Origin of the sequence: Bacillus sp. AG4(2022) (assembly GCF_031844465.1) — a bacterium.
GTDB lineage: Bacteria > Bacillota > Bacilli > Bacillales > Cytobacillaceae > Bacillus_AB > Bacillus_AB infantis.
Genome location: NZ_JAUZVH010000009.1, coordinates 42,315 through 56,020 on the forward strand (window position 1 = coordinate 42,315; position 13,706 = coordinate 56,020).

10 protein-coding genes are annotated in these 13,706 nt (G+C 47.6%); 7 read left to right on the forward strand and 3 right to left on the reverse strand.

The features are described 5' to 3' along the window. Positions 1 to 178: 178 nt before the first annotated feature. Both Q9R36_RS21410 and Q9R36_RS21415 read left to right on the forward strand, forming a co-directional pair. Positions 179 to 1,567 (forward strand): L-cystine transporter, encoded by a 1,389-nt coding sequence (locus Q9R36_RS21410; RefSeq protein ID WP_094768364.1) that lies wholly within the window; start codon positions 179 to 181, stop codon positions 1,565 to 1,567. A gap of 110 nt (positions 1,568 to 1,677) precedes the next feature. After that, complete coding sequence (locus Q9R36_RS21415; protein ID WP_165352674.1) at positions 1,678 to 2,418, forward strand: class I SAM-dependent methyltransferase; 741 nt, start codon at positions 1,678 to 1,680, stop codon at positions 2,416 to 2,418. Between the two features lie 29 nt (positions 2,419 to 2,447). On the opposite strand, the gene Q9R36_RS21420 is transcribed toward Q9R36_RS21415, so the two are convergent. After that, the gene (locus Q9R36_RS21420; protein ID WP_396137132.1) at positions 2,448 to 3,029 is read right to left on the reverse strand and encodes a YitT family protein; all 582 of its coding nucleotides are present in this window, start codon (positions 3,027 to 3,029) and stop codon (positions 2,448 to 2,450) included. Positions 3,030 to 3,373: 344 nt separating this feature from the next. Here Q9R36_RS21420 and Q9R36_RS21425 point away from each other — a divergent pair, with 344 nt between their 5' ends. Continuing rightward, a complete protein-coding gene (locus Q9R36_RS21425; RefSeq protein ID WP_009795034.1) occupies positions 3,374 to 4,129 on the forward strand; it encodes a SurA N-terminal domain-containing protein in 756 nt (251 codons plus the stop codon). 356 nt (positions 4,130 to 4,485) lie between these two features. Here the strand turns inward: Q9R36_RS21425 and Q9R36_RS21430 are convergent, their stop codons facing one another. Continuing rightward, positions 4,486 to 5,787, reverse strand: coding sequence for an NCS2 family permease (locus tag Q9R36_RS21430; RefSeq protein ID WP_009795035.1), 1,302 nt, complete (start codon positions 5,785 to 5,787; stop codon positions 4,486 to 4,488). Between the two features lie 237 nt (positions 5,788 to 6,024). On the opposite strand from Q9R36_RS21430, the gene Q9R36_RS21435 reads away from it, so the two are divergent. Next, a complete protein-coding gene (locus tag Q9R36_RS21435; protein WP_311225856.1) occupies positions 6,025 to 7,668 on the forward strand; it encodes a M20/M25/M40 family metallo-hydrolase in 1,644 nt (547 codons plus the stop codon). Positions 7,669 to 7,697: 29 nt separating this feature from the next. Here the strand turns inward: Q9R36_RS21435 and Q9R36_RS21440 are convergent, their stop codons facing one another. Further along, positions 7,698 to 9,578 (reverse strand): beta/alpha barrel domain-containing protein, encoded by a 1,881-nt coding sequence (locus Q9R36_RS21440; RefSeq protein ID WP_311225857.1) that lies wholly within the window; start codon positions 9,576 to 9,578, stop codon positions 7,698 to 7,700. A gap of 183 nt (positions 9,579 to 9,761) precedes the next feature. On the opposite strand from Q9R36_RS21440, the gene Q9R36_RS21445 reads away from it, so the two are divergent. The 3 genes from Q9R36_RS21445 to Q9R36_RS21455 are packed head-to-tail and all read left to right on the forward strand — an operon-like array spanning position 9,762 to position 13,591. Further along, positions 9,762 to 10,469, forward strand: coding sequence for a response regulator transcription factor (locus Q9R36_RS21445; protein WP_009795038.1), 708 nt, complete (start codon positions 9,762 to 9,764; stop codon positions 10,467 to 10,469). Next, the gene (locus Q9R36_RS21450) at positions 10,466 to 11,839 is read left to right on the forward strand and encodes a sensor histidine kinase (RefSeq protein WP_311225858.1); all 1,374 of its coding nucleotides are present in this window, start codon (positions 10,466 to 10,468) and stop codon (positions 11,837 to 11,839) included. The genes Q9R36_RS21445 and Q9R36_RS21450 overlap by 4 nt, the downstream gene beginning before the upstream one ends. Before the next feature lie 51 nt (positions 11,840 to 11,890). Continuing rightward, positions 11,891 to 13,591: an IseA DL-endopeptidase inhibitor family protein gene (locus Q9R36_RS21455; RefSeq protein WP_311225859.1), complete on the forward strand. Its 1,701-nt coding sequence runs from the start codon at positions 11,891 to 11,893 to the stop codon at positions 13,589 to 13,591. Positions 13,592 to 13,706 lie beyond the last annotated feature (115 nt).

Genomic DNA, 13,706 nt, shown 5'->3' on the forward strand with positions numbered 1-13,706 from the left:
CTCTTAGATAGAAGCAATCTTAACCAAGCTGCAGTGCGCATATATTTGCGCAAGAGCTCATATATAAGAAGTGCTTTAAAATATATTGCAAGAAAGGAGGATATCCAGGCAATCCCGATTTGACAGATGGGAATATATGAAATAAAGTGTGTTTATAGAAAATATTAGGAGGGATAGTATGTCTGCGGTATATATTATAGTGAATATTGCCATTATGCTTTTATTGATTTATGGGCTATATGTGATGCAGAAAAAACATATATCGTTCTCCAAGCGTGTATTCACTGCACTTGGAGCGGGGATTATATTCGGCTTTGCCCTGCAGTTCATTTACGGATCCGGTTCGGAAGTAATCGCCGAGTCGGCTGAGTGGTTCAATCTTGCCGGGGGAGGATATGTCAGATTTCTGCAAATGATTGTCATGCCGCTCGTCTTTATTTCAATCCTGGCTGCTTTTACGAAACTGAAGCTGACCAATAATATTGGAAAAATCAGCACCCTGATCCTTGGGATCCTGGTTGGGACCACGGCAATTGCGGCTGCTGTCGGCATCACTGCCGCGCTTGGCTTTGATCTGGAGGCAGTGCAGATTACACAGGGAGAAGCGGAATCTGCAAGGGCTGAACAGCTTGAGCAGCGGTACGGGGAAATTCAGGACCGCACTTTCCCGCAGCAAATACTGGATCTTCTGCCTGCCAATCCATTTCTGGATTTCACAGGTGCGCGGCCTACGTCCACCATTTCTGTTGTTATATTTGCCGCCTTCCTGGGGATTGCCTATCTTGGCGTAAAACGGAAAACACCTGAGCATGCGGAGCTTTTTGCGAGAATAGTAGATTCTTTTTACAGCATTATCATGAGGGTCGTTACATTGATTCTCCGCCTTACGCCATACGGGGTTCTGGCCATCATGGCAAAGACCGCGGCTACCAGCGATCTTGATAGCATCCTGAATCTTGGCAAATTTGTCGTTGCTTCCTATGCAGCTCTCATTGTTATGTTCCTGATTCACCTGCTGCTGCTGATATTGGCAGGCCTGAATCCTGTCACTTACATGAAAAAAGCTTTCCCTGTCCTGGCTTTTGCCTTCACATCCAGGACGAGTGCTGGAGCACTGCCGCTGAATATTAAAACTCAGCGGTCACTCGGGGTATCTGAAGGGATAGCCAACTTCTCAGGTTCATTCGGCCTTACTATCGGCCAAAACGGATGTGCCGGAATTTATCCGGCGATGCTGGCAGTCATGATTGCGCCTACAGTAGGGATCGACCCTCTTTCACCGTCATTCCTGCTGTCTGTCATCGCCATCGTCGCCATCAGCTCTTTTGGCGTAGCAGGCGTAGGCGGCGGAGCTACCTTTGCGGCACTGCTTGTCCTTTCAGCACTCAATCTGCCGGTAGGGCTTGCAGGCCTGCTCATTTCCATCGAGCCCCTCATTGATATGGGGCGGACAGCGGTCAATGTATCCGGAAGCATGACATCCGGCATTCTCACAAGCCGTTTGACTGGGGACATTGATACTGCAGCTTATAATGATGCTGCTAATAAAATTGAAGCAGAAGCTTGATTGGAAAGGCCGGGGGGCTCCCTCGGCTTTTTCTGTATAAAAACGAAATGAGTGGCAGAAGAACGCATGTCCCATTACAATTAAGGAAAAAAAGGAGTTCGGACGTGAAAATGGATAACTTTGAAGAATATGAAGATCCTGTTTTATATGATATTGAGAACAGCTGGACAGGGGAGCTGCATCTGCTGCTGGAGCTTTTGGAAGGTAAAAGGGGGCCGGTCATCGACCTGGCATGCGGGACAGGGAGGCTCGCTATCCCGCTGGCTGAAAAGGGTTTTGAAGTGACAGGCGTCGATATACATAAAGGCATGCTCGGCAGGGCGGCTGAAAAAGCGAAAGGGCTTCCCATCAAATGGATCTGCGGGGATGTAAGATCGGTGGATCTGGATTTGAAGTCTGGGCTAGTTTACATGTCCGGCAATTCCTTTCAGCATTTTTTGACCAATCAAGACCAGAACAGACTGCTGGAAGCCGTTGTAAACCATCTGGACAAAAGCGGGCTGTTTATCTTCGATACCCGTTTTCCTTCTGCAGAAGAATTGCTTCAGCCTGAAGGAGAGGAATATTGGAAAACCATCACTGGAAAAAGCGGGGAGCAAATAAAGGTTTCTACGATAAGCAAATACGACAAGTTAACACAGATCCAGCATTACCAGACAATCCGAAGGAGCGATCTGGAAGAGACAGTAAAGAATATTTTTCTGAGATATACATATCCGCAGGAGATGGAACGGCTGCTTGAAAGCTGCCGCCTGGAGATAGTCCAGGTCTATGGAGGCTGGGACAAAAGGGCGCTGACTGCCCGGTCTGAATCCTTAGTCTATGTATGCAAACTGGCTGGGGGAGCCTGATACAGGCTCCCCCAGCCAGTTTGCCGGGGCTATGCCCCTGCTGCTGAATGCCGGCCCTGATTCATCATGATCGTCAGGATTGCCACACTGATGATGGTCAGGAACGAATAGAAAAAATGCGTCCATCCGACTGCTTTGATTCCTGATGAAATAATCAGTGCATCCATCATAAAGATGATCAGCCCCACATTGACAGAAAATGCTTTTGAGAGAAGCTGTGCAAGCAGATCAGAGCCGCATGTGCTTGTGTCATACCGGAGCATGAGTCCGATTCCGCAGCCGACCAGTATTCCTCCAATAACAGCGCTTGGCAGTATCTCCAGCGGCATGGTTCCTTTGATAGGTTCAAAGAGGTCAATAAAAATAGAGGAAGCCAGCAGACCGGACAAACTGTAAAAGAAATACTTGCGGTGATAAAACCAGGCCGCTGTATAAACAGGGATGCTGAGGCATACCAAAGACAGGCCCGGGGGGAAATCATAATAATAGTGCAGAATCAGGCCAAGCCCGATAAAACCGCCATCCAGCAGATGATGAGGAATGATGAAGCCATTGATGCCAATCCCCATTAGAAAGCTTCCCATTATGATAGCAGTCATTTTATGTACCATCTCTCACATCACCTTATCTTGTCCTGTCCTATAAAGAAAAGTATGTGCGAATTGTACATTTAGAACGTCACCTTAAGGGTCATAAATTGAAAGCTGAGACTGGAAGGCTTCTGTTCAATCCTGCTCCTGCAGCTGCTGACAAGGCAGTAATTTTCAGTAGAAGAGGGAGGAAAATAACAGGAAGATACAGCCCGTACTCCTATATTTGTCGGGCGCTGCTGCCTATGTTCCAAAAGTTGGTAATGGGTGATTGGTATCTTTTCGCGAAAATATCAGCTATAATGCCCACTATATAAGAAAATTATAGAAATAGCCCTTATCAGGAGGGCGAAAGGGGACGGATCATGAAGAAGATTAAATGGACGATGCTGGCAGTCTTGACCGCTGCCGTTTTAACTGCTTGCGGCGGGAACGAGGACAATGCTCAATCAGAAGATAAGAATGCAAGCAAGCAGGAAGAGAAGAGCCAGGAGGCCAGCATGAAGGAAATGCAGGAAAAACTGGACAAGCAAAAAGTCGATGAAAAAGAAACCGTTGCTGTTGTCAATGATGATAAAATTCTGGGCAAGGATTTTAACGGTATGCTCCAGAATGCTCAAATGAGCTACCAGATGAGCGGACAGGATCCAACTACCAAGGAAGCCTCAGAACAAATTAAGCAGCAGACAATAGACAGCCTGGTCGGACAAAGCTTAATCATGCAGGAAGCCGCTGAAAAAGGCTACAAGGCCTCAGAAGAAGAGGTGCAGGGCCAGCTGGATGAAATAAAGAAACAATACGAAGGCGATGACAAGAAATTTGCCGCTGCCCTAAAGGATGCGGGATTGACTGAAGAAGAGCTGAAGGGGCAAATCAGCGATTCTATCGTATCAAATAAGTATATCGATAAAGAAATTAAAGCAGATGCCGCTACAGAAGAAGAAGTAAAAGCATATTATGATCAAGTGAAAGCATCAACACCTGAAGGGCAATCAGTTCCGGAATACGAAGAAATAAAAACAAAAATCCAGGAACAGCTTAACGACCAAAAGAAACAGGAAGTACTGGTCAAACAGGTTGAAGATCTGAAAAAGGATGCCAAGGTTGAAGTACTGATATAAAAGAAAGAGCAGCTGCATATGCAGCTGCTCTTTTTGTCATTTCGATTGGTCCAGCTCCAAAGCCTAGCCCCTCGAGTCATAAGCCACGCCAGAATTAAAGGCAAAGAACGCCTTTTATTCTGGCGCGTCTTATGCTTGTCGGGGCTGAGCAAGGCTTTTCCGCATTTCGATTTGTCCAGCTCCGGCTCCTAGGTGCTCGAGTCATAAGCCACTTTGGAACCGAAGGCAAAGAACGCCTTCAATTCCAAAGCGTCTTATGCTTGAGGCCCACAGGATGTGGGTCATGCGGACGTTGCCACAGGACGTGGCGTTCTTAGTCCGCGTTCCTCTAATGAACAGTCGCCTCCGCATTTCTATCAATGCGGCAAAAACGCCAGCTGATAAAAGAACAATACGGCAAAAAGGTAAACAAGCGGGTGGACGTCGCGCCATTTTCCTTTTACGATTTTCATCAGCGGGTAGGAGATGAAGCCAAGTGCGATGCCTGTTGCGATGCTTGATGTCAGCGGCATGCTCAGGATGATCAGGAAGGCAGGGAATGCTTCATCCAGCTCATTCCATTTAATATGCGAAATGCTCCCCATCATCAGGCTGCCGACAATGATCAGTGCTGGTGCAGTGATGGCCGAAAGTCCGGATACCGCGCTTACGAGCGGACCGAAAAAGGCTGCAAGGACAAACAGACCAGCTACAGTCAGGGAGGTCAGGCCGGTCCGGCCGCCTGCGGCTACTCCTGAAGAAGATTCAATATATGCGGAGGTCGGGCTTGTACCGAACATTGCACCGATTGTGGTAGCGATGCTGTCAGAAAGAAGCGCCTCCCTCGCCCGCGGCATGGTATTGCCTTTCATGAGCCCGGCCTGCTGGGCCACGCCGATCATTGTTCCTGTTGTATCGAAGATCGTAACAAGCAGGAAAGAGAAGACGACTGCATACAGACTATGCTGGAAGACTTCCGCAAATGCTGACAGCGGATTGGCAATGATCAGGCCATCAGGAAGTGACGGCAGTGAAACAAATCCTTGCTCAAAGCTGAGCTGGCCGGTGAAAAAGGCAATCAGTCCGGTAGCGATCATTCCGAAAAACATTGCGCCATTTACATTCAATACCATAAGGACGAGTGTGACGGCCAGGCCGATAAGCGCAAGCACGGCAGATGGCTGATGAAGGTCCCCAAGTGCTACCAGATTGGTCGGATGGCTTGTAATGATGCCCGTAAGCCGCAGTCCGATAAAGGCAATGAACAAGCCGATCCCGGCCGTGATGCCATGCTTCAGATTTTCAGGAATCGCTTCAATCAGCTTCTTCCGGAAAGGGGTCAATGACAGGATGATAAAGATGATCCCGGCAACGAAAACGGCTGCAAATGCCGTCATATAATCAATATTTCCATGAGTGCCCACAACTGAATAGGCGAAATACGCATTCAAGCCCATTCCAGGGGCGATGGCTATCGGGTAATTGGCGAACAGGGCCATCCACAATGTCCCGGCAACAGCAGCAATGATGGTCGCTGTGAATACTTGCTCAAAAGGAACACCTGCATCTGAAAGGATGACAGGATTGACGACTACAATATAAACCATCGTCAAAAACGTTGTGATGCCTGCTAGAACCTCTGTTTTCACATTGGTTTGATAATCTTTAAGTTTAAACATAAAAAACCTCCGGAAATACGAACATTTAAAAAGCACAAATAATATAATATTCGTTTTTATAATGAAATTCAAGTGCTAATCATTATTATTCTGTAAAATGCCTGAATGCATTCGGTTTCACATAAACTTCAGCTTAAAACTGGTACCGGGAAAAAATTTAAATAATTTGAAAATGGGTTGATTATTGTATCCTGCAGACTTTACACTTATTTCAATTACTGAATGGGGGAATTTTGCATGTATGCAGAATTGCAGGGACTGACAATCTTTGAACAGGCGGAAAAGCTGACAGCAGAGCTCATCAAGCGGGATAGCTATACCAATACAGACGGTGAAAGAAAGAAGGCAGAATTTATTAAGGAGATCATCGGCACCTTTCCATATTTCAAAACCCGCCCAAGTTTTTGCTGGGAGCAGAAGATTGAAGCGGACCCTTTTTCCAGGAAAAATGTATTTGCTTTTATTAAAGGAAAGGGAAAGCAGACAATCCTCTATCATGCCCATTTTGATACGGTAGGGATTGAAGACTATGGCACATTAAAGCCCATTGCCCATGATCCGGACGGGCTGCAGGCTTTCTTTGCGCAATATGAAGCAGATATGGAGCTTTGTAGTGATGCAAGATCAGGTGAATGGCTTTTTGGCCGAGGGGCGCTTGATATGCAAAGCGGAATTGCTGTCCACCTGGCAAATCTCCTTTATTTTTCAGAGCATCCAGAGGAGCTTGACGGGAATTTGCTGGTCCTCTTCAATGCGGATGAAGAAGGCCAGCACACAGGCATTCGGGCTGCACTGGGGGAACTGCTCCGGCTCAAAGCAGAGCACGGGCTTCAATACCGGGCCAGCATCAATAATGACTTCATCTCCCCTCTGTTCGACGGAGACAGCAGAAAGTATATCTATGCAGGAACTGCCGGCAAGCTGCTGCCGTGTTTTTATATTGCAGGGAGAGAAGCGCATGCAGGCGAAAGCCTTGCAGGGCTTGACCCGACGATTGTAGCATCAGAGCTCAATCTAAGGATCAGCCAGAACTTCAATCTTGCGGAAAAGGTAGAAGATGAATTAATCCTGCCGCCGAGCTGCTTATATATGAAAGATGACAAAAAAAGCTATGATGTCCAGACAGCCGTAAGCTGCAAGCTGTATTTTAATTATTTTATCTATAATAAATCGCCTGTAGAGCTGATGAAGGAATTGAAGATGATTGCAATGGAAGCGTGCACTGACGCTGAGAGGAGGCTGTCGGAGAGCTATGAGCTTTATCGGCGCACCAATAGCCTTCCCAGGGGAGGTCATGACTGGGGAATGGAGGTCATCACCTTTTCGGAAATGGTCCATTATCTTGATGGACTAGGGCTCGATCCTGTGAAAGCTGTGAGGGATAGCATTAAAGAAGCGGGAGAGTATGAAAATGATGAGCGGATGCTTGCATTCGCAGCTGTCGAGGCACTTCACCGGCTTGATCCCGAGAAAAAGCCGAGAGCAATCCTGTTCTTTGCACCTCCATTCCTTCCTGCGAATCACATTGAGGGTGGAATCATCCTGAGCTGTCTAGAAGAAGTGCTTAGAGAGGAGGAGATGCTGACAGGCGAGGAATTTAAACTGAGAAAGTATTTCCCTTACCTGTCTGATGCCAGCTTTCTTTCATACAGCGGGTCAGATAATGAAATTGGCTTGTTAAAGCAGAATTTCCCGGCAATGGACAAGCTCTTTCCCGTCCCGCTGGGAGAAATGAAAACACTGAATATTCCTTCCCTGAATATCGGAGTCTATGGAAAGGGAGGACATAAATGGACAGAAAGAGTCTACAAGCCATATACCTTTAGCATTCTGCCTGACCTGATCAGAAAGCTGACTGTCAGGCTGCTTCAAAGCGGCTGATCATAAGTCCCGTTCTTTAAAAGGCTGCCTCAGTCAGCAGCCTGATCCAGGAAAAATCTGCGTGTAAGCACAAGCCCTGCTATATAAAGCCCAAAAGCAAAATAGGCAGGGAGGAGATGATAAAAGGTGGTATAGCCGATATAAAAATGGGTAAGAATGCCTGCCGCAAAGGCAGGAATCCCGCCGATGAGGAGCATCCTCCACACCCACTTCTCACCTTGCCGGAAGCCCCATAGGGCGGTCATCAGCACCAGCAGGCCAACACTGAACAAAGCGCTGCCAAAACCGGCACGGTCATGGGCAATCAGCGGGATGAGCTTTTCATTGAGATTGTTCATCTGTTCAGGGGTCATGCAGATATATCCGATATCAGTCTGAACGAAAACACCGGTTGCACCTATGGCGGAAATGGATATCCCCCCAATAACAAAAGAAAAACCAAGGATGACAAAACACAGCTGCCCCCAGAGGCTTTTGCGCCAGGCTGCTGTGTTTTTTTTATTAATAGAACGAGGCCTTTGATTGGCTTCCTTTGAGTTCCGGAGCCCCAATAAAAAGAAGGGAAGCAGAATAAGCCAAAAAAGTCCGTGAAGCCAATCAAAGTAGCCGTATCCGATAAACAGCAGGATTCCGAGAAAACCAGTCACCGCGCCAGCATTGATGGCCTTCCGTGCCCAGTGGAGACCGTTCCTGGCACCGTGGCGGGCAAGCTCCATATAGAGGATTCCGCCGGAGATCATGGTCCCGGCGAGTGTCATCCGGTCGTGCAGCATAAATTTGATGAGCAGCGGGTTCATCAGTATAAGGTCTTCCCGGCTGATGCCAAGGAAATGTTCATCATAGGGAAGAATGACAGATGTCAGGCTGAAAAAAAGGGCGATCAGCCCGCCAATCAGGATGAAAAGACCAAACAGCCAATACAGCATCCAGCCTCCAAAATCCCCCCTTCCTGCATGAACCTCGGGGTCTGCAGCCGCTTCATTGATCCTCTTTGGAAGCCCGGGCCCTGAGGAAACATATCCTCCCGACAGCATAATCAAGTCTGCTCCTGCTGTAAATAATGAAATGGCATCCTCCGGCTCAAGGACTCCCCCGGAGATAATTGCAGGAAAGCCAGCTGGATATGCGTTTCTTATAGTCGATAAACAATCCGTGAAAGCTTCTGGAGCGCTCAATGGGAAGGTCTGCCTGCCGCCTGAAAAAGACGCTTCTTCATCTAATACAATCCCCTGAATCAGGTCTTCATCTGCCAAAGCGGCAATAACGGTTTGCTGCTTCCGGAAGGCAGCGGGGGAAGTGCCCAGGAGGACAGGTTTGCCTTTAAGAATACCGGCAATCCTTCTATAGTGATCCTGCTTAAACCTCCAACCGTTTTCAATGATCATTGCCGAAGCATATGGGCAAAGGCGTCCAGCCAGCTCGATAATTTCAGCTGCTGCCAAATCCATGCTGGAAGCAGGTGAATCTATTCTGATGAACAGCGGCTGATGGGCAGCTTTCATTTTTTCAAGCTGGGAGATCGTCCTATCCACTCCAATGGACTCCAGCGGGACAGGATAGGAAATCGATCCATCTTGATGCTTGACAGCGGTCCCGCTGGAAAGCTGCACTTCCATAGAAACAGGGCCGGCTTCCAGAAAACCGAAGCCGAGCCCGGTAAAAGCCTTTGTACCGGAAAGAAGGGGGTCCACTTTCCCGCTTAAGCCGACAGGCGATTGAAAGCTGTATCCAAGCATCGTCTTTTGAAGTTCAGGTGCCGGAGACATATGGCCAAGAAATTCAATGATGTGCCTGCCGCCCGGCAGCGATGAGAGAGTGTTCATCCCTTTATGGATAAATTCCCGTCCCGCTCCGCCCGGGAGCCTTTCCAGAATCGGTTTGAATATCGGATGATATGACCAGTCAGGCATCGTGTGCACCTCCCTGATGATTTTCTAATCCTAGTGTACTGGAAAACTTCCATTCTAACCAGAAGGCAGCGAGGGGGCAGGACGGCATTTTTTTCTGAAAATACAAATGAAAATATTTTCCAAAATCAGTACCCGTTGTAAAATAAAATTATGAAATCAATTTGAATGTGCGAGGTCACTAGAATGATAGAAGGAAAAATCTTGGTTGTCGAGGATGAATTGCCGATCCGGAAGCTTATTCTATTTAATCTTGAAAGATCCAACTTCGAGGTGCTTGAAGCGGGAGATGGGAAAACGGCGTTGCAACTTGCGGAGGATAAAAACCCTTCACTCGTGGTGCTGGATGTGATGCTTCCTGATATGGATGGTTTTGAAATATGTGCAAGGCTCAGGGAGCGGCACCCGGATCTGCCCATCATTATCCTATCTGCAAGAGGGCAGGATATGGACAAAATCATGGGTCTTGAAATCGGGGCAGATGACTATATTGTCAAGCCCTTCAACCCGCTTGAGCTTGCCGCAAGGATCCGCTCTGTTCTGAGGCGGACATCAAGGAATACTTCCCCGGTCCGTCCTGCAGCCTTAGAGCTGGGCCCTTACCTGCTTGAAGTCAAAACCCAGCGCCTGTATAAGTCGGGCAGGCTTGTAAAATTGACGGCAAGAGAATTCCAGCTGATGAAGTTTTTCCTGCAAAAGCGGAATGAGCCAGTCACTAGGGATGAGCTTCTTGACGAAGTGTGGGGATTGAATTATTTCGGTGATCCGAAAACAGTGGATGTCCATATCAGGAGGCTGCGGGAAAAAATAGAAGATGAACCATCAAGCCCTTTGTTTCTTAAAACGGTTTGGGGGTATGGCTATTGCTTTCAGGAAAGCGGGCATAAGTCATGAAAAATGGGATCGGAAAACGTCTTGCAGGAAGCTACCTTGTGATGATCATCATCACAGTGGCCCTTTTCGAGGCCGTCATCCTGTCAGCCCTGCGGCTTTATTATATGGGGGGTGTCAAGCAGGCGCTCAGGGATCAGGGGAGCATGTTCTCCGTTTATTATGAGCAATATTTCCAGACTAGGCCGCTCAAGGATTCTGCAGATCAGCTCCTGCAGCAGTACAATTTCCTCCTTGATGCTAAGGTGCAGATCGTCGGCAAGGATGGAGCACTGCTGTCAGGGAGCAGCCTGTCGGAAGGAAAAAGCCTGAAGGGTTTTCAGGATATAGAATCTGCCCTTTCCGGTACTACAGGCTATTGGACGGGGACCGAAGCTGGAGAAAAGCTTCTCTCTGTAGCAAGGCCAATCCTCGTTTCCGGAGAGCCGGTAGGTGCCATCAGGCTGACAACTTCACTCGAACAGCTTAATGAAGTTTTCCTGCAAAATGCATCAGCATTAATTATGATCGGACTCGCCGTCATCCTGATTGCCGGGATTATAAGCTATTTTCTGGCGAATACGATTATTAAGCCTGTAAGCCGTATAACAGAGGCTGCAGAACTGATGGCATCCGGAAAGTTTTCAGTGAGGATCAAGAAGGAGCGGGATGATGAAGTTGGCCTGCTTGCCGATACATTAAATTATATGGCCGAGGAAGCCGAAAAGCATGAGAAGCTGAAGAATGAATTTATTGCCTCTGTTTCCCATGAGCTGAGGACACCTTTGACCTCTGTCAAAGGATGGGCCCTTACACTCCGGAGCATGACGGATGAAAAGGTGTTCACCGAAGGATTGGATATCATTACAGACGAAAGTGAAAGGCTTAGCCATCTGCTCGGTGAACTGCTTGATCTATCAAGCCTTTCATCAGGGAAGGCGGGCTTTGTTTTTGAGCGTATCCTGCTGCAGAAAATGGTCCAGCAGACAGTCAATCAGCTTAGACCGCGGGCGAATCGCCAGAATATCCTTTTATCCAGTGAAATAACGGAAGAACCCCTTTTTTTAAATGCAGACAGAGATCGGCTGAAGCAGGTGCTGCTGAATGTTCTTGATAACAGCTTGAAGTTCACGCCTGCAGAGGGCACCATATCTGTCGCTCTGAAGCGGAAGGAAAAGGAAGCAGTCATTATCGTCAGTGATACAGGGGCAGGGATACCTTCCGATGAGCTGGAAGCAGTAAAGGAAAAGTTTTATAAAGGAAAAATCCATGGAGCAGGAACCGGACTTGGACTTGCAATCTGCCAGGAGATCATAGCGGCACACCAAGGCCAGTTTGAGCTGGCCAGTGAGAGAGGAAAGGGAACTGCCGCATATATCAGGCTGCCTTTGTAAGGATGGAAGAATGTATTTCCTTCTAGCCCTTGAGGGAGAGTGGAGGGGAAAATGAGAAAACTCAAACTTATAACCATACTGCTGGGCTTTTTGCTGCTTGGAGGGTGCACGTTTCTTCCTGAGCCGGTCAGCCTTATACAGGCGCCAAGGCCCCCGGCAGAAAAGATTCAGGAAAAAGAAAATCTTGAGCCTGTCGCCAAGCGGTTCCTCCCTGCAGATGCAATTTTAGCGGTTCCTGACAGGCCGGTTGGAGGAAGCAGCATACTGGAAGCGGATTTTGATGGAGATGGGTCACCGGAAGCGGCAGTTTTCTACAAGCTCAAAGGAGACCCCGGCAAACCAGGGACTCTTGTTCTCAAAAAAGTGCAAAAAGAATGGACTTTGCAGGAAGATATAAAAGGGATTGGATTTGATGTTGGCTGGGGTGCGGCCGCCGACGTGACAGGGGATGGAGCGGATGAACTATTGCTGGGCTGGAGCATCGGCGCTTCAGCAGGAAGCACGCTCAATATTTTTTCCTTTGCTGAAGGCTCCCTGAAAAAGATTGGCCAGGAAAACTATCACGAGCTGGAAATGGTCCGCCCTGAAGAAGGATCTTTCTATTCATTGGCCGTCTGGGCACGCGATCTTGCTGACGTGTATCAGGTTGATATGCTGTCATGGGACGGCAGCCGCTTTGCTTCTGATAAAGAGCTGTATCCAGCTTACTTCCCTAAAGTTTCACAATATTATAAAGCAAGGACAGCTGAAGTCCCTGATGCAGCAATATACTGGTATTTCCTGGCTGAAGCGCAGGTGAAGGAAGGAAAGCCCGAAGAAGCAATCCAATCAATAGAAAAGGGCATGAACCTAAACATGATTATGCCGGGTTACAGCAAGTTTTCAGAGCTGAAAGACGAAATTATAGCAATGCTTGAAGACAGGAAGGGACAGGATACTGCTTTATATATTCCCGAACCTGACCTGACGCTCGCTATCCCGCTTGATTTGTTTCCTTATTTGGCTGTGGAGGGATCTCCCGGACCAAGCAATGAATACCGTTTATCTGCTAGCATCAAGCCCGAGGGGGAGGAAAAAGGGCAGCTGTTTGATATTGTGATTTATCCTAAAGATGCGGGAGAACCCATTGATGAAAAAGATATGCTGAAGCTTTTTGAGGATGACCGTTTTATATATATGGTCAGGAAAGGTTGGAAAAACCCCTATCCCCCGGGCAGTCCTGCTTTTGATCTTTACAGCTTGGCAGTATCCAAAAAGGATGAAATAATCTCCAGCCTGAAGAGGGGCTCTCCTGTACAGAAGCTCGAAAACCTGGAGGAAGAAATGCTGGCTGCTGCCATCAATGAAGCGGCACAAAAGCGCTGGCATGTTCAAAGCGGAGGCAATATAGAAGAAATGGAATCCATAACGATCAATGAATTGGACTATCGCTTTATGGGCAGGGATCTTGATTCAGAATCAAAGCTGATCCAGTATTTTTCATCTTCTTTTACAAACGAAGCCATTTCAGCTTATATCACTCATTCAGGCATCAAGGTCCACAATGGAAGACTCGTGCAGCCTAATGCAGACGGCGGGTCCATCATGGGCTATCAGCATGCAGAAATCCTTCAGATGAAGGATGCCGGTGACGTGAAAGAGTTTGATTTAAAGGCCCCGCTCGGTGATACACTTTTATACGAAACCTTTCATATTGAATTTGAAAAAACAAAAGCCGGCTGGAAAATTTCTTCTATGCCGGGAAGCTTTTAGTGCTTGAACCATCCCCTGCGGCCAGGGATGGTTCATTTCTGTTATGCTGCTCATGTTATTTTTCATGATCCTTGCTGCTGCCTTTTCTCAGGCTTAAGCTATAGGCAGCAGCTGA